This window comes from Microbulbifer mixtoriginis (SeqCode), from assembly GCF_052466765.1.
Map to the genome: position 1 here is coordinate 928,919 of NZ_CP174289.1, position 20,559 is coordinate 949,477.

Consider the following 20,559-nt stretch of genomic DNA (forward strand, 5'->3'; position numbering starts at 1 on the left):
CACTTGCAAATATACACCTTCATAATTTTTATGATCTCCCCGCAATCTGCGCAATTACACCTCACCGGATTTAAGCATGTTGATAACATAGCTTGAGCAGAGATGGTCATGCTTTAAGTTTCCACCCCAGAAACAGTTAATCAACCAGCAGATTTTGCCCAGCGACAGGAAGAGGCTCAGTAGATGCTAGAAAATGTGATCATAGCTCATTCACTAAATTTTTTTGGAAACCTTATAACCCATCAAGTATTTACCGGGTCCATCTGAAAGCGGAAGTTCTCTGCAATCCTGGCCACCAAAAGAGATAGATCAGGTAACGAACTCCCAATGCCATGGATGTCTACGCTTACCAGCCTGTCATCACAATAGAAGCGAGAAGGTCACCCATCTCTACATCATTTTACTTGCAAATATTTCCTGCCAATATATCGCCCACCAATAATACAGGGAATATATATTACTAATGCATAAATAATGGCCCACTCAGAAGAATTCATAAAAGCAATAAAGGTAACCAGCAAATAGGGGACTGCTGCAACAGCCAATACAATTTTGGCATTCATTGAGGCCGTATCCTCACTTGTACGCGCCGCCAAAACGCCACCCATTAACAATATCAGGGGTAATGAGATAATACTCATCAGCAAGTACAGGGAATGGAAAGGAATAGCAGATAATAGATACAACCAAGAGGCCAAACCGGCAGTAACGGTAAAGAATGCTATACCACATGCCGCCGGGCTTTGCGGTATATTCTTACTGTTTGCTGCACGGTAAAGTGCAATCAATATAGTAACAGCCCCAACTATTAATAAAACATTCATATTAAACCTCAATTCTGTTATCTACAGCCGCACAAAAAAGCCTAGAAAAGAAAATTCATCGAAAAATACATATCAAAAAAAATAACAACCCACCACAAAAAGTGAACTCTCCCAGCCTTACAACTAATTTTCAGGAAAAATAATCAAATACCTTACCTATAAGTTCTAGGTCCTGATAACCTTCAGGATCAATCTCTCTGTTTAGCACCCTTTTTATATAATCCGTATCGCCAAGCAACCCACGTACAACACAATAATGTACGCATCGCATTCCTCGCGTTACTTCAGGAACACTTAGGTATAATTTTTCCTTAGTATCTAAGCAATACTGCTCGTCTATATACTCCTTACCAAACTGAATTATTCTACCCAAATTAGAAAAAACTTGTTCCACTGCCTCTTGCTGACTGCCAAAATCTTTAACATAGACGGTAAATTCCAGAGGATACCCCAACTCTTTCCTATGAATTTTTTTTGAAAAAGTAGCAACTTTACCAACTGGAAGACCTGACAAATCAGATACTATAACTTCGACCTCCTTAATATAAACACCTACCGCAGGCTGTATCACTGCTGCGGCGGGAGAACCATAAAAAAACCAAAAAGGATCAATTATGAGGTCACAAAATTTTACCGGGCGAGATTGATACCGTTTAGATACAAACTTCCAATCTTCAAGTTCTTCCGCCTTCAGTTTGGCTGCCGCAAGAACATCTGCTTTAAATGTCATATAACCTCTAGAAAAGCAAAACTGCTTAAAAATGAGCAAGCAGCCAATCAAGTCTTTATTGCACTAATAAATTTGCTCTACAACTCCACCCGATCCCCATGGCTAGGCGGCATTGAAGTAACGATAAAAACCAAATCTATGGAGGTCTTATTGAACAGCTGATGAGGAATCCCAGCGGCTATATGCAAACCCTGGCCGGGAGAGAGCAAATACTCTTCACCACCACATTCAATCGTGGCCGTGCCCTGTAGTACAAAGAAAAACTGTTCAGATTGCCGGTGCAGGTGTCGAACTTCTGAGCAACCAGGAGGCACTCTCTCCTGAATCACACTGAGAGAATTGGTTCGTACCAAGTGCCAGCCATCGCAGCCCTCTCCCCAGGAGTAGTGGGCAGCATTTTCTTTTGTGACTACTGGCATCACCCCTCCCCCCGCAATCTACGCAAATACTCCTCGCGGGATTTACGCATATTGATGACATGGCTTGCGCTGAGGCGATCGTGCATCAGGTTTCCACCTAAGAAGCAGTTAATCAACCAGCCGATCTTGCCCAACGGTAGGGTGAGGGTGAAGCTCAGTAGGCGCCAGAGGCCGTGGCCATAACCTATTCGCTCAAATTTTTTGTTGGTGACTTTGTAGCCCATCAAATATTTACCCGGCGTCGCCTGAAAGCGGGAGCTCTCTGCAATCCAGGCCATCAGCAGATAGGCCAGGCAACAGATTCCCAACGCCATGGTTATGGCGGCGCCTTCTGGCATATCGTATACCTTCATCATCACAATGGAGGCGATAAAGCCAACCACGACGTACAACAACAATACATCCAGTAAGACAGCAACGCCTCGGGCCAGCAAGTGGCCAAAGTAGTATTGATCGTAGGTTTCTTCCGGCTGAGTTATTTTCTGCCGGATCAGCTTGCGCCCACCTCGGAGCCCTTGGGCGGGGTCCACAGTAACTTCTTCGCTATGCAGCGAATTAAAAATGCAATCACAAAGGGACTCGCCCAAGGCGCCGTATAAATAGGAGGCATTACCATTCCAGTCGAACAAGCTATTGCAGTACTGAAGAATATTGTTAGAAATCTGAGCTTGTTTTTTACCTTTAGAGGTAACTTCACTAGCCTGCAAATTTATTCTGGCAAAACGTTCGAAGATTGAAAGGCCCAGATTCCAATTATATTCCTCATCGAGCATATAAGGTGTATCGGTGAGAAAACGCCAATTCTCTTTTACATTGAATTTACTGGGCGCTTGCAGCAGCCTATCCACTTGCTCCAACACCCGATGGTACTCGGCAATTCGCAGTGCTCGCTGTGGGTCTTGTTCAGTGTCATCCTCTTCAATAGGATTTTCTTGCACATTATCTTCTTGTGCATTCTTAACTTCAGGATGCTGCTCTTCAGCATGTTTCTCTGTAGAGGCCCCCTGCTGTCTCTCACCCCCAGTTTCCTGATCCTGGGCTTGATTCAGGTCAAGAGTGTCTTTTGATGGAGCTTGCTCAATAGCTTCTGAAGAGACTGGGGAGTGGTCTTGATGATTTGGCTCACTATTTTGTTGCACCTGGGGCTCTACTTGACCCTGTAATTGCACGGCCTCAGGGGAAAGTGCAGCCCGCTCAGCACTTGCAACTTCCGCAAGCACCTCGGTACTTTGCGGTTCCTCACTTTCCTTTTTCTCTTCTTTAAGCTCCTCAGCGGCTTTCAGGGCCCATTTATAGGCGCTGTGTAACTGCTGAAACTCTTCGGGCTTTTCATCCGGGCGGGTTTGCTTCAGTTTTTTTGCGTAGGCGCGCTTGATCGCCCGCGCATCATCGCAGGGTGCTAGCTCGAGTATCTCCCAGGGGCTCATTAAATCCAGTCCTCACCGTCGAGCTTATCGAAAATCTCCGTGAGTTCGGTACGCGCCTTGCCAATCTCCACCAGGTTTTGTTTATCCAAAACCCGATCGAAGCTGGCGAGCAATTTAGCTATATAATCGCGCTGCTCGCCGAGGCTCGCTTCATACAAGCGTTCACCACGGGCGAGTAGCGCCCGGTTTTCCTCATCTTCACGGGGATGAAATTTGAGCTTGGCCAGTTTTCCCAACGCTTGGGCTTTATCCTGTTCATTCAGGGCGCCCGGCGTAAATTCCACTAACTTATTATATGTTTTACCGGTGGAAACGACGGTGACATCCACTTCCAGCAAACCGTTCATATCATAGCTATAGCGCACTTCCACCACTTCCTCGCCCCGGGGTTTCTTGGGTACCGGCACCGTGAGCTCGCCCAGATAAACATTTTTCTTTACCAGGCGATTTTCCCCCTGGTAAATATCGATACAAACTTCGTTCTGATCATCGCGGGCAGTGCAGACGCTACGCACAATACTGACAGGTACCACGGTGTTGCGCTCAATAATCGGCAGGAAGTAATTGCCCAGCTGCGGGCTGTCTTCATTCACGATGCCGGTACCCAGGGTGTAGGGGCATACATCGGTGAGGACGATATCATCCAGCGCGGAGTTTTTTTCCTTGAGCCCGGCTTGAATGGCCGCTCCCATGGCGACAACAGTATTTGGGTCCAGGTGGCAGGAGGGTAAGCGGCCAAACATACGTCCCACCATAGAGCGGAACAGTGCCAGGCGGGTGGAACCGCCCACCAATACCACTTCGTCAATTTTAGCGGGCGGCAAATCAGCATCGCGCATGGCGCGCTCAATCGGACGCTTGGCTCGCAGCAGTAACGGGGTACTGAGTTTCTCAAACCATTCGGGAGTCGCTTTCCATTCGAGTTCGCGTCCACCGAGGTTTAATTTAAGTAACTGCTCTGCCTGCTGGCTGATACGGCGCTTGGCCGTTTCCATCTGCATATACAGGTTCTGCAGTTCGCGCGGTTTCAGGGAAGATTTTTTCAGCTGCAATTCTTCCAGAACGCTATCGATCATCGCTTCGACAAAATCCTCACCGCCCAGGTAGTTATCCCCAGCACTGGCATGTACTTCCATAATGCCATCGAAGAATTCCAGGATGGAGACATCGAAAGTACCACCGCCCAGGTCTAGCACCAGGAAATTCCCCTCCCGCTTATCGTGCAGGCCGTAGGCAATTGCCGCAGCAGTAGGCTCGTTGATCAGGCGCTCTACCTTGAGGCCTGCCAGCTCTCCAGCCAATTTTGTCGCCTGGCGCTGGTTATCGTTAAAGTAGGCGGGCACACTGATTACCGCTTCGCTGACCTCTTCCCCCAGGAAAGCCTCTGCATCCTCTTTGAGAGAGCGCAGTACCAAGGCGGAAAGTTCAGTAGCAGTAAATTGTTGGCGACCCAGTTTGACTTGATGATCGGTGCCCATCAGGCGTTTAAAGGCGGCAACGGTGGTATCACTGTGATTGATCAGGCGCTCTTTTGCGGTTTTCCCCACCACTAGCTTGCCAGTGTCATCCAAACCAACCACCGATGGGGTCAAGGCCTCTCCCAGGCGATTGGGAATCAGCTTCACGCCATCTTCCGTTAAAACCCCACAGGCGCTATTGGTGGTACCCAGGTCAATACCAATAATGGCCATAAATCCCCCTACCTATTTTTCTCAAAACTTGATCAAGCACAGTCGTACCAACGGGTTTTTATACGGTATTTCCCGCAAGCTGGTTGGCGCGATATTCTAAGCGTCCCTGCACAAAAATAGCCAGAGAGTGCAAGCACACGAAAGGCAAGTGCTGAAAACCACACAAATAGACTGGCCGTAAAACAACCCTCCTTCTGGCAGTTCCACATAACTGCCATATCCTTAGAGTCATTCGAAATCCACGAAGAGGCGCGGCCTTGTTGATGGGTAGATTTGAGGGAGTGAACCTCAAAGGGGATCTCTTTGGTGGAGTCACCACAGCCGTGGTTTCGCTACCCATGGCACTGGCGTTTGGGGTTGCTTCCGGGGCAGGAGCCAGTGCAGGGCTGTGGGGGGCCATTCTGATCGGGCTATTTGCCTCCTCGTTTGGGGGTACCCGAACCTTAATCTCTGAGCCTACCGGTGCCATGACAGTAGTAATGGCTGCGGTGATCACCACCATGATGGCAGAGCACCCCGACCAGGGACTGGCAATGGCCTTTACCGTGGTCATCATGGCGGGCATTTTTCAAATTGCTTTGGGGGCGTTAAAGCTTGGCAAATATATTGTCTTGATGCCCTACAGCGTGGTCTCAGGATTTATGTCCGGGGTGGGTATTATTCTGGTAATTTTGCAGATTGGTCCGTTACTCGGCCAACCCACGCCCGCTGGCGGGCCGATGGAAACCGTGCAGGAACTGCCGGAGCTAGTCAGAAATACCCACTATGGGGAACTCTTCCTCGGTTTACTCACCCTCGGAATGCTGTTTTTTTTACCAAAGAAACTCAAACAGCTGGTTCCACCCCAACTGGTGGCACTAGTCGCCATTACCTTGCTTTCCATGGTGTTGTTCGACAACGAAGAGATCCGGCGCATCGGCGAAATTCCCAGTGGGTTGCCCTCCCTGGTTTTACCCAACATCACTTTTGATATGTTGTCCACCATGCTGATTGAAGCGTTGGTGCTCGGCACTCTGGGCTGTCTCGATACCCTGTTAACTGCGGTAATAGCCGATAGCCTGACACGCAGGGAGCACAACCCCAGCCGGGAATTGATCGGCCAGGGCATCGCTAACACCGTATCCGGTTTGTTTGGCGGGCTGCCCGGCGCGGGTTCCACTATGGGGACCGTGGTGAATATTCAGGTAGGGGCACGTTCTCCTCTGGCCGGTATAGTGCGTGCGCTGATTCTACTGCTGGTAGTGCTCTGGTTTGCCCCCCTGACGCAACCGATTCCTATGGCGGTATTAGCCGGTATCGCGGTGTTCGTCGGCATTAATATTCTCGACTGGAGTTATATCCGACGCGTTCACCATCACCAGGTGGCAATATTCCCAACCTTTATTATGTACAGCGTTCTGCTGATGACCGTGTTTGTGGGCTTGATTTATGCCGTGGCCATTGGTGTATTCCTCGTCAATATCATCACCATTGAGCGGCTCAGCCGTATCCAGGAAAAAAGTGTTAAAGCGATTTCTGATGTCGAGGAAGGCGACCCCCTCAACCGGCAGGAAAGGGAGATGCTGCGGCAATCGAAAGGCCAGATCCTGTTTTTCTTTTTATCGGGCCCAATGTTGTTTGGTGTATCCAAGGCCATTACTCGCCAGCAAGCCGCAGTGGGTAAATTTAAAGTCATCATTATGGATTTAAGTACAGTACCCATGATTGATACCACCGCTGCATTGGCACTGGAAAACACCATGCGTGATGCCATTAGTTTGGGTTGCAAAGTCTATCTGTACTGCCCCAATGAGCCAACACTGGACAGGTTGGAGAAATTACATATCCGGGATTGGATGGACGAGGATTGTTTTGTAGAAAGCCGGGTTGAGGCCCTCATCAAAGGCTTGGATTTTCTCAATCGCGAAGGCGAAAAAAAGGCCTGACCCGCCCTACTAATAAATGCAGTATTTATAGAATAAAACATCTATTTAACCTGCAGCCTTAAAATGACATTTTAATGGGTAAGCTTTTTTAATTTGGCAAATATTCATTACCCTTTTCTATTTTGCCTGAATGTAAAATGATAAAAATCAAAGCAAAAAGCGGAGTCATAACCCCGCTCAAATTTTCCACGCCACACTTTAGCTAAAATTCTGCAGCCATTAGGGAGACAAACGATCCAGCGTCCACAAACCTCTATCATCGGCGCGATAAATAAAGCGGTCGTGCAGGCGATTGGCACCACCCTGCCAAAATTCCACCGAGTGTGGCACTACCCGATAACCGCCCCAAAAATCTGGCAGCGGCACTTGTCCATCTGCAAAGCGCGCCTTTTCTTGGTCAAACTGTTTTTGCAGTTCCTCACGGGATGACAGTGGCTGGCTCTGGCGCGAGGCCCAGGAGGCCAGCTGACTTTCCAGTGGCCGGGACTGGAAATACTGCTCGGCATCCTCACGCGTCACCGACTCCACATTGCCGCTAACAATGACCTGACGCTCCAGGCTGTGCCAGGGGAACAGCAGGGATACCTGCGGGTTCTTCTCCATATCATGCGCTTTTTTGCTCTGCAGGTTTGTGTAAAAAACAAAGCCGCGCTCGTCAAAACCTTTTAGCAATACAATGCGCTGGGTGGGCTGGCCGCTGCTATCGGCCGTGGCCAGACACATGGCACTAGGGTCAGAAAGTTTGGCCGCCAGTGCCTCCTCAAGCCATTCGCGAAACTGCTCCACCGGGGTGGCTTTTAACTCCGAACGGCGCAAACCGCCAAGCAGATATTCACGACGCCATTGATCGATTTCCATGGTGCTACTTCCTAAGTTATTCAAGCTCAAAATATATCCAGCCAGCTGAAGCAAAGCGATTTTTATTCCAGCTACGCGACAAATCTTCTTGTATCGCAACTCCCTTTACACAAGGAATCTTGCGGCTCGAGCGCCAAGTTTCCTGTCGCGATACGGGACGAATCTCAATTTTCCTGCGTATTTCCCCTCGCAGGTGCAGACTCTGCGGGCGCTTGCGTGCTTTTTAGTGGGCCGCTAGGCTCACGGCATTTTTACACAAATAAGGAAAATGGTGGCTATGTCCTCTGCGCCCACATGCGCCCAGGTGCTCATGCGCCTGCTGCGCGACTACCAGGTGGAAAAAGTCTTCGGCATCCCCGGTGTCCACACCATCGAACTGTACCGAGGTCTGCCCGGCAGTGACCTGATGCATATCACTCCGCGCCACGAACAGGGTGCCGCCTTTATGGCGGATGGCTATGCCCGTGCCAGTGGCAAGATTGGTGTCTGCTTCCTGATCACCGGCCCCGGTCTCACCAACGCCGCCACCGCCATGGCGCAAGCCTATTCCGATTCGATTCCCATGCTGGTGATCTCCGCAATCAATCGCCGCGAAGACCTGGGCATGGGCCGCGGTCGCCTGCATGAACTGCCACAACAGAGTGATGCCAGCCGCGGCTTCTGTATCTGGCAGCACACGCTCAGCCAGGCTGAGCAATTACCAGAGGTGATGGCACGGGCATTCCAGCTGCTGCAGTCCAGCCGCCCGGGGCCTGTGCATATCGAAATCCCCATCGACCTGTTCCCGGCTCCCATGCCCGGCCAACTGGAAGACTACAAAGCTGCACCAGCCGCTATGGCCCCGGCGGCAAATAGCGCTGCTATATCCACGGCCGCCGAATGGCTGCAATCCGCCCAGCGCCCGGTCATCCTCCTCGGCGGCGGTGCCCAGAGCGCCGGCAAAGCGGCTACCCAAATTGCTGAAAAAATTGCTGCCCCGGTATTTCTGTCTCTGGCCGCCAAGGGCGTTGTGGATGAACGCCATCCACTGTGTGGCGGTGCCAATCTGAGTTTCGATTGTGTACGCAACCGCGTGCAGAATGCGGATGTGGTGCTGGCCGTGGGCACCGAACTCTCTGAAACCGATCGCAACCTGGTGCGGGACGATTACGCCTTCTCCGGCAAACTGATTCGTATCGATATAGATGCTGCACAGCTGGTATGCAACGCCCAACCGGATCTGGCGATCTGTGCTGACGCCAAAGAGAGCCTGCAGCAATTGGAAGCCGCCCTGATCCAACGCGATGCAACAGCAGGCGAACATTCTGAAAAAGAGGTAGCCCAGTTACTAAAAGACTGTCGTAAAGAATGGTGGGATGGCTCCGAACAACGCTTCCCCTGGGTTGAGGCCCTGCGCGAAGCCCTGCCGGAAAACGGTATCCTGGTGACAGACTCCACCCAGCTGGCCTATAACACTAACCACGCCCTGCCCCTATATCATCCGCGTAGCCATGTGACCTGCACTACCGGTTATGGCACCCTGGGCTTCGCCCTGCCTGCGGCAGTTGGCGCCAAGCTCTCTAGCGAGCGGGATGTGATCGCCCTGATCGGCGATGGCGGCCTGATGTTTACCCTGGGCGAATTGGCGGTGGCTGTTGAGCAACGTTTACCTCTGCCCATCCTGGTATGGAATAACGCCGGCTACGGCGAAATCCGCGACTTTATGGATGCGGCGGAAGTGCCGCAGGAAGGTGTAAACCTGAGCACCCCGGATTTTGTTGCCCTGGCCAAGGCCTTTGGCGCCGAGGGCTGTCGTATCGACCAGCCCGGCCAATTGGCGCAAGCAGTAGCCGATGCCCTGGGCCGCCAGACCCCAACCCTGATCGAAATCAGCGCGCCTTCAGGCGCAGAACAAATGGAAGCGTGACATGACAGATCTCAGCAAACTGCCCACGGGCAAGCTGTTTATTAACGGCGAATGGCGCGAGCCTCTGGGTACCGGGACTCACCCGGTGATCAACCCGGCCACCGAAGAATTAATCTGCCAAGTGGCCGAAGGCTCGGCCGAAGATGTGGATCTCGCCGTGGAAGCCGCGCGCCAAGCCTTCCACAGCTGGCGCAACAGCACCGCACAGATGCGCCGCGAACTGCTCAACGCCATTGCCGACGGTATGGAAAAACGCAAGGAAGATCTGGTTCAGGCCGTGTCCCAGACACTCGGCTGCCCCGAACATATCACCCGCTGGTTGCATGTGGATGGCCCTATCTATGCCATGCGCTACTACGCCGAGCGCACCGCAGAAATGGAAAAAACAGAGAAGGCCGGCCATTCCGTACTGTTCCGCGAGCCCGTGGGCGTGTGTGGTTTTATCACTCCCTGGAACTACCCACTGCACCAGTTTGTGGGCAAAGTGGCCCCGGCCCTGGCCGCCGGCTGCACCATGATCACCAAACCCGCCGAGATCACGCCGCTGCAAGATTTTGTGATGGCGGAAATTATTGAAGAGGCAGGAGTCCCCGCCGGCGTCTTCAACTTGGTACCCGGTGCCGGCTCCGAAGTGGGTGCGGCACTCTCTGCCCATCCCGGTATCGATATGGTCTCCTTCACCGGTTCCACTCGCGCCGGTGTGGAAGTGGCCAAGGCCGCTGCGCCCACGGTGAAGCGCGTAACCCAGGAATTAGGTGGTAAGTCCCCTCTGATTATCACCCCCGATGCAGATCTGGAAGCCGCCGTGCGTTGGGGCTGTGAAGATGTGTTTATCAACAGTGGCCAGACCTGTACCGCCCTCACCCGTATGCTGGTACCTGCCGAACGCTATGACGAAGCGGTAGAAATCGCCCGCCAGGTAGCCGAAGACATCGCCATGGGCACCAATGAAAATGCCTTTATGGGCCCACTCTCTTCCGCGCGCCAGCGCGAGATAGTGCGCGGCTATATCCAGAAGGGTATCGACGAGGGTGCACGCCTGGTCACTGGCGGCGCCGAGGTGCCCTCTGGGCTGGAGAAGGGCTTTTATGTGAAGCCCACAGTATTTGCCGATGTACACAACGATATGAGCATCGCCCGAGAAGAGATCTTTGGCCCTGTGACCTGCCTGATCCCTTACAAGGATATGGATGAGGCAATTACCATCGCTAATGACACCGAATACGGCCTATCCAGCGGTGTTTGGGCAAAAGATGCAGAGAGCGCCATGCCTCTGGTGCGCCGCATCGAGGCAGGCCTATGTTTCGTCAATGGCGGCGAGTTTAATTACGACGCACCCTTTGGCGGCTACAAGCGCTCTGGCAACGGGCGCGAATTTGGCGAGGCCGGCCTCGGCGAGTTTATCGAACTGAAATCCGTGCAACTGCCGGCATAAACTTCTGCACCGCCTGCAATCGTGGGCGGTGCAGTTGACTGCCAATCCCCTCCCCGCTATCTTTGCTCGCACATCACGAGAGTGGCTGACGCCAACGCCAACCTGCCGACCGGGGCAAGGTGGTTCTCTCTCTGCTGGCACACCAAAGCCTGCGGGGAGGATGGGGCTCTACAAGAGCAATCCAACCGGATTAGCGAATACCCTTTCGCCGCTTCCACGTCAGCCCTCCAAAGTTTTACCCTTGGAGGGACCATGTCCGAATCACCGTTATCCAGTAAAGACGTTATAGAAATTCAAATTGCCAACCAACGCAGCCGCACCGCGGTGAGAGCCGTGAGACGGGCCGATCGGCAATTGTTGTGGCAACTACTGTTCGACACCGCGGAAGAAGCTTTAAAATTCGCCACCAGCTGCCGTGCCAGTGAGCAGCCAATCACTGCCCACAAGGCCTGCGAGCTGGCGGGATAAACGAGAATCCAGTGGCGCCATTTTGATTCGCGCCAGATACCTAGTGCCACGAGCACCCGACAGGAGCTAAAAACAATATCATGTCCAAGCCAGAACAATTCTTTGAGCACCTGCGCAACGAGCTAAAACAAATTGAAGCCGACGGCCTCTATAAGCGGGAGCGGATCATTACCTCCCAGCAGGCCGCCGAGATACAGGTGAACAACGACACCCAGGTACTGAACTTCTGTGCCAATAACTACCTGGGCCTGGCCGATCACCCGGACCTGATCAAAGCCGCCAAAGAAGGCCTGGACCAGTACGGTTTCGGTATGGCCTCAGTGCGCTTTATCTGTGGTACCCAGGACATTCACAAGGCACTGGAATCGCGCCTGTCAGAATTCCTACACACCGAAGACACCATCCTCTACACCTCCTGTTTTGATGCCAATGGTGGCCTTTTCGAAACCCTGCTGGGTCCAGAGGATGCAATAATCTCCGATGCCCTGAACCACGCTTCAATTATTGACGGCGTGCGCCTGTGTAAGGCCAAGCGCTACCGATACGCCAACAACAATATGGCGGAGTTGGAGAAACAACTACAGGCAGCTGACGCCGAAGGCGCCAAAACCAAGCTGATCGCCACCGATGGTGTCTTCTCCATGGATGGTGTGATCGCCGACCTAAAAGCGATTTGCGATCTGGCTGACCGCTACAATGCCCTGGTGATGGTCGACGACTCCCACGCGGTAGGCTTCCTCGGTGAACACGGCCGTGGCACCCACGAATACTGTGATGTCATCAATCGTATCGATATTATTACTGGCACTCTGGGCAAGGCCCTGGGCGGTGCTTCCGGCGGTTTCACCTCTGGCCGCAAGGAAATTATCGATCTGCTGCGCCAGCGCTCTCGCCCCTACCTGTTCTCCAACTCAGTAGCCCCAGCTATTGTCACTGCCTCCCTGAAAGTGCTCGATATGCTAATGGAAGGTGGCGAACTGCGGGAGCGGTTACGCGAAAACTCTGCGTATTTCCGCAAGCGTATGTCCGAAGCTGGCTTCACCCTGGCTGGTGCCGACCATCCAATTATTCCGGTCATGATCGGCGATGCCGCTCTGGCTCAAAAAATGGCAGACAAGATGCTGGAGCGCGGCATTTATGTAGTGGGCTTCTTCTACCCTGTAGTACCTAAAGGCCAAGCCCGTATTCGCACCCAGATGTCTGCGGCGCACACTCAAGAGCAACTCGATCAGTGCATTGATGCCTTCATTGAAGTGGGCCGCGAGCTGAAAATTATTTAATTCCCAAATAATCGCGGCGCTGTCTAACAACGGATCAATCCTATTGCCAGATGGTGCTGCGCCTTTCTTTTTGTAGTTTTAATGACAATGAAAGCACTTTCTAAACTGAAGTCTGAAGTGGGTATTTGGCTTACCGATGTGGAAATCCCCGAGCCGGGCCATAACGACCTGCTGATCAAAATTCACAAAACCGCCATCTGCGGCACCGACATGCATATTTATAACTGGGATGAGTGGTCGCAAAAGACCATCCCAGTGCCCATGGTAGTGGGGCACGAATATGTGGGTGAAGTAGTTGGTATGGGCCAGGAAGTTGCCGGTTTTGAAGTGGGCGACCGCGTTTCCGGCGAAGGGCATATCACCTGTGGCCACTGCCGTAACTGCCGCGCCGGCCGCCGCCACCTTTGCCGTAACACTTACGGTGTTGGTGTGGACCGCCAGGGCGCTTTTGCCGAATACTTGGTAATCCCGGCATTAAACGCTTTTAAAATTCCAGACAACATCTCCGATGAGCTGGCTTCCATTTTTGACCCCCTCGGTAACGCCGTACACACCGCCCTCTCTTTCGATCTGGTGGGCGAAGATGTATTGATCACCGGCGCCGGTCCTATCGGCATTATGGCCGCAGCAGTCGCCAAACATGTTGGCGCACGCCATGTGGTCATCACTGATATCAACGAATATCGCCTGGATCTGGCCCGCAAGATGGGGGCCACCCGTGCCGTGAATGTCTCCAAGGAAAACCTTAAAGATGTGATGACAGAATTGGGCATGAGCGAAGGCTTCGATGTGGGCTTGGAAATGTCCGGGGTTCCCGTTGCCTTCCGCGATATGCTCGAGGCAATGAACCACGGTGGCAAGATAGCCATGCTCGGTATTCCCGCCGGAGAAATGGCTATTGACTGGAGCCAGGTCATCTTCAAAGGTTTGATCATAAAAGGGATCTACGGCCGCGAAATGTTCGAAACCTGGTACAAGATGGCCAGCCTGATTCAATCCGGTCTGGACCTGACCCCGATTATTACCCACCAGTTCCCAATCGACGATTTCCAGAAAGGCTTCGACACCATGGGCTCTGGTGAGTCCGGCAAAGTGATCCTCAACTGGCAATAACTATTGCTCTTGGCCGTGGATAACTCCACGGCCTTACCTCCCGCTTTCCCCTCTACTAATAGATTTTTTGCCCAGCTCTTCCTCTTTTTGTATCTTGTAATGCTCGCAGCTGAAACAGCTGTATTGATAAATAAGATCTGATGAATTAGACCTATAGATGCAAAAGGAATTTTCGGCGATTTGGCGTAGCCCAAAACACAGTGGCATAGAACTATTTCATGCACACTTTCGCAGTTTTGCCTTTAATAAACATTGGCACGATGAATTAGCCATTGGCATTATCCAGGCAGGCGCGGAGAAATTAGATTATCGCGGGCAAAGTAATATCATCCCCCAGGGGAACATTGTCGCCATTAACCCCGGTGAAATACATACAGGTTACAGCGGTAGCGAGCAAGGCTGGCATTACCGGATGTTTTATTTTGATACAAAGCTGGTTACACAAATATTGCGGCAACATAGTAGCCCTGGTAAAACCCCGATGCCTTTCCTTAAGGGCCCTATTATTCATGATCCTGAGCTTTTCAAGCTACTCTTTCAACTTCACTGCAGCCTGAATGGTACTCACTTACCGCTTGCCGTAGATAGCCTTTTAACGTTGGCGCTTACCAAGCTATTCGCCAATCATGGCGACCAGAACATCAGCCCTCGAAATACAAAAGATATCTCAGCCGCAATAAAAATCCGCAACTATTTGTGTGATCACTGGCAATACAACGTAACGCTTGAGCAACTATGTCAGCTCACGGAAATGAGCCAATACCAATTAATCCGCTGCTTTAGCAAGCACTATGGTATAGCTCCCCATCAATTTTTGGTTCTTTACAAAATTCATCAGGCCCGCCTTTTGCTACAGCAAGGGCTAAATGCTGCCACAGCAGCAACTGAGTGTGGTTTCTTTGATCAAAGCCATATGAGTAGAAACTTCAAGAAGACTTTTGGTATTACGCCTGGGCGTTATCTAAAATCGATATAGCGCAATTTTATACAAGATAGTAATAGCTCCTCTCTATAGACTCATCCCTCACCGCCAGTAAAGCTGTTTCCACAACCCTCAACTGGTAACTTCTGAATGTTTGGCATAGGTACGTCTTATGAGTATGAAATTTGTTCTCGCGTGGATGGCTGTTATGTTTCCACTTATCTTTAGCCCTGGTCCTGCCAATATCACCTTCGCTGCAGCCGGCGCAAGCTTGGGTATCCGCAGGTCACTGCCACTAATGGCCGGAATAGATTTTATTTTTATTGTGAAAGGGTTCTTAGTTGGCTTTGGCTTAATGACTTGGTTAACCAGCTACCCTTTTGCCTTAAGAGCACTTCAAGTTGGCGGTGTAATCTATCTAATCTATCTCGCTTATCATTTCGCCAAACCTAAGTCGCCACTGAGCCAGGGAGAAGCGCCGAAGATTTCAATATGGAATGGAATGTTGATTCAAATTCTAAACGTTAAAGGCTGGATTATAACATTTACCATGTTTTCTATCTTTGCGCCTAACCTTCAGTACGAACCCACCACAACCATCCTATTACTAATCGCACTAATGACTATCCTTAATCTATCAACACACCTCTGCTGGATTGTATTCGGAAGTGCACTCGCAAAATTCGCCACTAATGATAGAAGCCAAAGAGTACAGGGAATGCTATTTTCTTTGAGCTTGCTCTCAGTGGCGTTATGGATAGCATTAGACAATCCAATTATGTTGATCTAAAAAAGAGTGATTGGCAATTAAATGCTTTAGACACGAAAAACAACACTGGCTGGCAATGGCAACCTAGCAATATGCTCATAGCATATCTATTGAACCCGGCATCCTTTCTCTGCAAGTTAGCAGAAATCCAACATCTTCTCTTGAGGAAATATTATGTGCCAAAATAGGTCCATATCATACATTCCAATTTGATAGCCTTTACAGCCCTGTTAGTATTGAAGGATTATACAAACTTCAAACAACTAAATCGTTGACTCAAAATTTATAACCAATGTGGATATCAATCAAATGGGCTGATCAATGAATGATCAATATCCTACTGAGCAACATCGATTTTTCAGTTAAGTAATTATAACCACTACAACCAATACAATGAATTTAACTTCCATTACCCATACACTTTTCACTCTTGGAACTTTTGCTGAAAGAAAAATATCGGGCCTAAAGCTCAAAAAAATTGAAATTGAAGAGGGGGAAATTAGTTACTTGCAGGGTGGGTCAGGTACACCGCTCGTTCTCTTACATGGTTTCGGGGCTGACAAAGATAACTGGGTTCGCTTAGCTAGATATTTAACCCCACACTTTCAGATCATTGCACCCGATTTACCTGGATTTGGAGAGAGCTTTAAAGATCCAGACTTAAACTATGATGTCCTACCCCAAACTCAACGCCTGAACAGCTTTGTGAATGCAATGGGTTTAGAGCACTTTCACCTTGCAGGCAATTCAATGGGTGGATACATAGCTGGAAACTATGCTGTAGAGTTTCCAGAAAAGATAAATAGCTTATGGCTTTTAAACCCTCTTGGAGTGGAAAGTTCACCCAGCAGTCCAATGTTTGAGCAAATTTTACGCGATGAATTACCTGTTATTCTGTCCAAGAACAGAGAGGAGTATGAATCGCTATTAGATAATGTTTTCCACAAAAGACCTTTTATACCAGGCTTTGCAATATCAGAGCTATCAAAAACAGCTGAAAATAACTTTTCACTGCACCAAAAGATATTTAAAGATATTCATCAGATAAAAGATGGAAGTATCAAATTTTCATCTCCACTAGAGGGAAGATTAAAGGGGTTTTCCAAGCCTACTTTAATCACCTGGGGCGATAAGGATAGAATACTTCATCCTGGCGCAGGCACAATCTTATCGAGAGAAATTATTAACTCCCAACTACAGCTGATCAAAGACATTGGGCATTTACCAATGCTTGAGTCCCCAAAAACTACAGCCAACCAGTTTATCTCATTCAAATCATCCCTACCTGAAGCAGGCTCTTACTAAAAACCGCCTTAACGTAAATAGAAAAGCACAACAGCAAATGATAAACCTTAAATCACAACGCAATTAAGCAGAAATATCAATAACATCTCTCGAACTTTATTCCCAGATTACTCCTGCCCATAATCAAACAGAAAAAACCCAGTAGTTAAGCTTTAGATATCCAGCTTTCTTATTAAACGCCCGCTGGTAGTTCCTTGCACCAGCAAGGAAAAAAGTACTACACCAAAAACCATAGATTGGATAGTCCACCAGTAGGGCAATTCAACGGGAAGGGAAAGTACCAGGGCTACAGCAATCACTCCACGCAAGCCACCCCAACTCATCAGCAGTCGCCAAGACTTTGGAATTGGCGGACCCACGAAGCGCGTTAATGGTGCTACCAGCACCACCGACAGGGCCCGAGCGCCCAGTGCTGCGGCCGTGGCAATTAACATCGCCAACCATTGATGGGTAAACATTTCGAAAGTAATGACCAACCCCATGATCACAAAAATAATTGAAGTAAAGAGAAGCCCCAACCACTCCCAAGTGGTTTCTGCATCTACCAGATAGGTTTTCCTTTGTTTTCGCAAGCAGGCTCTAGCCACTATGGCACAGGTCATAACAGAAATAATACCAGATACATGCAAAATGCTTTCCGCAAGGTAAAAGCTACCAAAAGCCACAATCACTAGAGTCATTAATGCTGCACTTGGTGTTCGTAGGAACAAAATAACCAGTGTTGTCAGCAACCCCAAAATCAAGCCTACGGCAACGCCACCAAAGAATATCATGCAGAAATACAGCGTTACTGAACTAACACTCAGCGATGGAGCCTCAGCGCTTACTCCGGTCCCCTGTACAATTGAGTAAGTGGCCAACCCTAGGACCAGAGAATAAAGGACTACCGCTGCGGCATCATTAAATAAGCTTTCCCCTTCAACAAGAGAAAGTAAATCTTCCCCAGTTTTTTCTTGTCGCAACTTATTCACTACCGCTACAGGATCGGTAGCCGCCAGAATAGCACCAGTCAACAATGCCGCTATCCAGGGAAATCCCGCAGGATGGCCAATTCCATAATAAGTAATTGCTGCGATCAGGAAGGCACAAATGACTAACCCTAGAGTCGAAAACAATAGAATCGGACCAATCCAGCGCTTTAAAATCCTTGGCTCAAGCTGCCAAGCAGACTCAAAAATTAGAACGGGCAAAATCACAAAAAAAACCAATTCCCTTAAGCTCGTTGCCCTCAACCCTGTATCATAATCGATTACCGGTAACAGAAAAGCAGCCAATACACCAGCCAATAAGCATCCTAGTGTATTATCAATTCTTAATATCCGGGAAATACCCAAACCAATAATTGCTGCCACAGACAAATAGAGCCCTTGCCCTACAATGACAACCACATCATTCACAAGTTTACTCTCCAGTGGAATGTACTATCACCCATCTCCTCAGAAGGATACAATCTTGTGCCATCATCTGTATAAAGCACTATGAAATTAACTCTTTCCCGCCAGCTAATTAATAAACTCCTAAATAACCACAAGGCCTTAGCTACATATGATTTGATGACTTTGATCAACTTGTAAAAATTCCTAGCAATCACAATTTATTAGGGTCGATAACTCATCAAAAATGCCGATAAAGTTCATGACTAATATTCATCCAACCGAACCACATCACAAGGATCTCTCACCCTGCCGGACAACATTACTCAATAGAAAGTCAGCACTAGTACTGCTCAGAGGTTTGATGCTCCCCCGCTTAGAAAGTGAAATTTGGCCCCCAAAATACGACCTGACAGTCACCCTCTTAGAGTTAGCATCTTGGGAATGCCGCTCGAGAAAAAATGGCTCTAAGTGCATGTTTGAGCCCTACATTGGTGGAAGTTGTCGTATAGAAAGGCTATACAATCAGTATTCAGTATAGGAGAAAGGGGGGAAATGAACGGCAATATATCAATTTAAAAATTGAACAAACAAGGGTTCATCAGTTCAGACCTCATGAGGAACAAACAAGCTCTTGCAATAACTCCATATACTGATCAGCCATAGCTTTCGCACTATTTTTACTAATAAGTGGCTCACAATACCCAAAAACAAATACCCCATTTTGATTGGTAGTATAGGCAATCACCATCATAGGGTAGTGACCATGATTTTGAACAAGCATACCAGCAGCTATATCAAAATGTTTCAATTCACCACACAATCCTCTCATACTGCCTAAATTCGAAACACAAATGCCCGCTGGAAATGACTCTCTTTTATGGGAGTATTCATTTGCAGCTTGCATGATATCTTTTAGCCTGCAACTAGACTCAAAAATCAAGCCTTTCAACTCGCTGGGATTAAATCTTTCATTCAAATTATTTTGTATTTCTATGGCCAAGTCCAAAACTCCCACACCAGAATTGTGCGGTGAAACTTCCACAGTTGTTATCGCGGTAAAGGCCCCAATAACATTTAAACCTATCTTTGGTTTACACAGACCACGTACATCCATTGGCAATACGATCTCTGTCCAGGATCGATGATTGGCCAACTGCTGAGATGAAATAACTGCCAAAGCACTGAACAGCGCAGTAAAACCTATTTTTTTCTCTTTGATTATTAAGGCTAATTTTTCTACATCATCGAAACATAGAGTACGCAGGATTGCTCTACTTTGACGCCTGGCCAAGTCTGCGGTTTGCTCGACCGGCCATGCAAGATAGTCCTTACCTGGTAGAAGCAGATGATCACCACCACTGTACCCCGCTTCCTTGAGATATTCCTCTATAGGCTTATATAATGGCAGCGGCTCTAGCTCTAGGTTTCCACCTTTATTCAAATATAAATCTAGATAAAAGAACAAGACCATTATTGATCTACCGTCAATAGCCGCATGATTTGCAACTAAGGAAATCCATTCCACACACTGGTTATTACCAATGTAAAGTGTAATCATATAAGTATACTTTTCTATATCTATAATTTTTTTAGACTGCCTCACATACTCCAACTCAAAATTGAAACTATGTTCAAGCACATAAATTTCTAAAGGGATTGAGCTAAAGTCCACATTACAATGCCATTCGAAATTCGCCCCCAATTTAACCCTTGCTCTCAACATAGGATGCAAATGGTGCACCCAGGCCAGCCCGTCTTGCAAAGTCTTCACATTTAATGGTTGAAGTACCTTAATAAAGGAGACAATTTGAGTCCCACCATGACACTCCCTGGCAAACTCGACCATCAAGGCCTCGACCGCACCTAACTCTCGTGAATATGGCTCTGATTGCATAGCTTCAATCCTGCACAGATGTACATCACAGGTTAAGATGACTATTTAATTAGTATAGAAAAATAAATAGATTACTTAATATCGACACACCCAAACGTATTTTCATTTAAAATTCTTTAAACAAAAAGAGACCGATATCCAAGGTGCAGTCAATATACCTGTAAACCCTTAAATCTATTCATCTACAATCAATAGCCTATCTAACCTCTACTGTCGG

The 20,559-nt window shown here is 48.9% G+C and carries 17 protein-coding genes and 1 riboswitch; of the genes, 9 read left to right on the forward strand and 8 right to left on the reverse strand.

Features of this window, described 5'->3' with window-relative positions; all coding sequences use genetic code 11:
- Positions 1-395: 395 nt before the first annotated feature.
- The 5 genes from ACJJIV_RS04075 to ACJJIV_RS04095 form a co-directional block, all read right to left on the reverse strand.
- Complete coding sequence (locus tag ACJJIV_RS04075; RefSeq protein WP_444890840.1) at positions 396-824, reverse strand: hypothetical protein; 429 nt, start codon at positions 822-824, stop codon at positions 396-398.
- Positions 825-954: 130 nt separating this feature from the next.
- Positions 955-1,554, reverse strand: a complete 600-nt coding sequence (locus ACJJIV_RS04080; RefSeq protein ID WP_444890841.1) for a hypothetical protein — start codon at positions 1,552-1,554, stop codon at positions 955-957.
- Positions 1,555-1,631: 77 nt separating this feature from the next.
- The gene (locus tag ACJJIV_RS04085) at positions 1,632-1,973 is read right to left on the reverse strand and encodes a cupin domain-containing protein (protein ID WP_444890842.1); all 342 of its coding nucleotides are present in this window, start codon (positions 1,971-1,973) and stop codon (positions 1,632-1,634) included.
- Positions 1,973-3,400: an RDD family protein gene (locus ACJJIV_RS04090; protein WP_444890843.1), complete on the reverse strand. Its 1,428-nt coding sequence runs from the start codon at positions 3,398-3,400 to the stop codon at positions 1,973-1,975. The genes ACJJIV_RS04085 and ACJJIV_RS04090 overlap by 1 nt, the downstream gene beginning before the upstream one ends.
- The gene (locus ACJJIV_RS04095) at positions 3,400-5,091 is read right to left on the reverse strand and encodes an Hsp70 family protein (RefSeq protein ID WP_444890844.1); all 1,692 of its coding nucleotides are present in this window, start codon (positions 5,089-5,091) and stop codon (positions 3,400-3,402) included. Before ACJJIV_RS04095 ends, ACJJIV_RS04090 begins: the two co-directional genes overlap by 1 nt.
- 263 nt (positions 5,092-5,354) lie before the next feature.
- Between ACJJIV_RS04095 and ACJJIV_RS04100 the strand changes: the two genes are divergently transcribed.
- The gene (locus tag ACJJIV_RS04100) at positions 5,355-7,016 is read left to right on the forward strand and encodes a SulP family inorganic anion transporter (protein ID WP_444890845.1); all 1,662 of its coding nucleotides are present in this window, start codon (positions 5,355-5,357) and stop codon (positions 7,014-7,016) included.
- A 219-nt stretch (positions 7,017-7,235) separates the two neighbouring features.
- On the opposite strand, the gene pdxH is transcribed toward ACJJIV_RS04100, so the two are convergent.
- Entirely contained in the window at positions 7,236-7,874 is a 639-nt protein-coding gene (pdxH, locus tag ACJJIV_RS04105; RefSeq protein WP_444890846.1) for a pyridoxamine 5'-phosphate oxidase, read from the reverse strand.
- Between the two features lie 277 nt (positions 7,875-8,151).
- Between pdxH and ACJJIV_RS04110 the strand changes: the two genes are divergently transcribed.
- The 8 genes from ACJJIV_RS04110 to ACJJIV_RS04145 all read left to right on the forward strand — a co-directional run bounded on the left by ACJJIV_RS04110 (position 8,152) and on the right by ACJJIV_RS04145 (position 17,072).
- Positions 8,152-9,780, forward strand: a complete 1,629-nt coding sequence (locus ACJJIV_RS04110; protein WP_444890847.1) for a 5-guanidino-2-oxopentanoate decarboxylase — start codon at positions 8,152-8,154, stop codon at positions 9,778-9,780.
- Position 9,781: 1 nt separating this feature from the next.
- Positions 9,782-11,215, forward strand: a complete 1,434-nt coding sequence (locus tag ACJJIV_RS04115; protein ID WP_444888476.1) for an aldehyde dehydrogenase family protein — start codon at positions 9,782-9,784, stop codon at positions 11,213-11,215.
- Positions 11,216-11,280: 65 nt separating this feature from the next.
- Positions 11,281-11,409: riboswitch (SAM-I-IV-variant riboswitch) on the forward strand.
- Between the two features lie 58 nt (positions 11,410-11,467).
- Positions 11,468-11,683, forward strand: coding sequence for a hypothetical protein (locus ACJJIV_RS04120; protein WP_152454298.1), 216 nt, complete (start codon positions 11,468-11,470; stop codon positions 11,681-11,683).
- Between the two features lie 80 nt (positions 11,684-11,763).
- Complete coding sequence (locus ACJJIV_RS04125; protein ID WP_444885565.1) at positions 11,764-12,963, forward strand: glycine C-acetyltransferase; 1,200 nt, start codon at positions 11,764-11,766, stop codon at positions 12,961-12,963.
- An 87-nt stretch (positions 12,964-13,050) separates the two neighbouring features.
- Positions 13,051-14,076 carry an L-threonine 3-dehydrogenase, zinc-binding type gene (gene tdh / locus ACJJIV_RS04130; protein ID WP_444885566.1) on the forward strand — a complete coding sequence of 342 codons (1,026 nt, stop codon included), beginning with the start codon at positions 13,051-13,053 and terminating at the stop codon, positions 14,074-14,076.
- Positions 14,077-14,233: 157 nt separating this feature from the next.
- On the forward strand, positions 14,234-15,052 hold the full coding sequence (locus ACJJIV_RS04135; RefSeq protein WP_444890848.1) for an AraC family transcriptional regulator: 819 nt from the start codon (positions 14,234-14,236) through the stop codon (positions 15,050-15,052).
- 118 nt (positions 15,053-15,170) lie between these two features.
- Positions 15,171-15,788 carry a LysE family translocator gene (locus ACJJIV_RS04140; protein ID WP_444885568.1) on the forward strand — a complete coding sequence of 206 codons (618 nt, stop codon included), beginning with the start codon at positions 15,171-15,173 and terminating at the stop codon, positions 15,786-15,788.
- 372 nt (positions 15,789-16,160) lie between these two features.
- Positions 16,161-17,072, forward strand: coding sequence for an alpha/beta fold hydrolase (locus ACJJIV_RS04145; RefSeq protein ID WP_444890849.1), 912 nt, complete (start codon positions 16,161-16,163; stop codon positions 17,070-17,072).
- A gap of 152 nt (positions 17,073-17,224) precedes the next feature.
- On the opposite strand, the gene ACJJIV_RS04150 is transcribed toward ACJJIV_RS04145, so the two are convergent.
- Together ACJJIV_RS04150 and ACJJIV_RS04155 are read right to left on the reverse strand one after the other, a co-directional pair.
- Positions 17,225-18,469 (reverse strand): cation:proton antiporter, encoded by a 1,245-nt coding sequence (locus ACJJIV_RS04150; RefSeq protein WP_444885570.1) that lies wholly within the window; start codon positions 18,467-18,469, stop codon positions 17,225-17,227.
- Between the two features lie 589 nt (positions 18,470-19,058).
- Entirely contained in the window at positions 19,059-20,342 is a 1,284-nt protein-coding gene (locus ACJJIV_RS04155) for a hypothetical protein (RefSeq protein WP_444890850.1), read from the reverse strand.
- Positions 20,343-20,559 lie beyond the last annotated feature (217 nt).

Excerpts from the sequence above, each read along its gene's own strand:
- ACJJIV_RS04155 (WP_444890850.1), bottom strand. The coding sequence starts at position 20,342 with ATGCAATCAGAGCCATATTCACGAGAGTTAGGTGCGGTCGAGGCCTTG.
- ACJJIV_RS04095 (WP_444890844.1), bottom strand. The coding sequence starts at position 5,091 with ATGGCCATTATTGGTATTGACCTGGGTACCACCAATAGCGCCTGTGGG.
- ACJJIV_RS04075 (WP_444890840.1), bottom strand. The coding sequence starts at position 824 with ATGAATGTTTTATTAATAGTTGGGGCTGTTACTATATTGATTGCACTT.
- ACJJIV_RS04135 (WP_444890848.1), top strand. The coding sequence starts at position 14,234 with ATGCAAAAGGAATTTTCGGCGATTTGGCGTAGCCCAAAACACAGTGGC.
- ACJJIV_RS04145 (WP_444890849.1), top strand. The coding sequence starts at position 16,161 with ATGAATTTAACTTCCATTACCCATACACTTTTCACTCTTGGAACTTTT.
- pdxH (WP_444890846.1), bottom strand. The coding sequence starts at position 7,874 with ATGGAAATCGATCAATGGCGTCGTGAATATCTGCTTGGCGGTTTGCGC.
- ACJJIV_RS04085 (WP_444890842.1), bottom strand. The coding sequence starts at position 1,973 with ATGCCAGTAGTCACAAAAGAAAATGCTGCCCACTACTCCTGGGGAGAG.
- tdh (WP_444885566.1), top strand. The coding sequence starts at position 13,051 with ATGAAAGCACTTTCTAAACTGAAGTCTGAAGTGGGTATTTGGCTTACC.
- ACJJIV_RS04125 (WP_444885565.1), top strand. The coding sequence starts at position 11,764 with ATGTCCAAGCCAGAACAATTCTTTGAGCACCTGCGCAACGAGCTAAAA.
- ACJJIV_RS04110 (WP_444890847.1), top strand. The coding sequence starts at position 8,152 with ATGTCCTCTGCGCCCACATGCGCCCAGGTGCTCATGCGCCTGCTGCGC.
- ACJJIV_RS04080 (WP_444890841.1), bottom strand. The coding sequence starts at position 1,554 with ATGACATTTAAAGCAGATGTTCTTGCGGCAGCCAAACTGAAGGCGGAA.
- ACJJIV_RS04120 (WP_152454298.1), top strand. The coding sequence starts at position 11,468 with ATGTCCGAATCACCGTTATCCAGTAAAGACGTTATAGAAATTCAAATT.
- ACJJIV_RS04100 (WP_444890845.1), top strand. The coding sequence starts at position 5,355 with ATGGGTAGATTTGAGGGAGTGAACCTCAAAGGGGATCTCTTTGGTGGA.
- ACJJIV_RS04115 (WP_444888476.1), top strand. The coding sequence starts at position 9,782 with ATGACAGATCTCAGCAAACTGCCCACGGGCAAGCTGTTTATTAACGGC.
- ACJJIV_RS04090 (WP_444890843.1), bottom strand. The coding sequence starts at position 3,400 with ATGAGCCCCTGGGAGATACTCGAGCTAGCACCCTGCGATGATGCGCGG.
- ACJJIV_RS04140 (WP_444885568.1), top strand. The coding sequence starts at position 15,171 with ATGAGTATGAAATTTGTTCTCGCGTGGATGGCTGTTATGTTTCCACTT.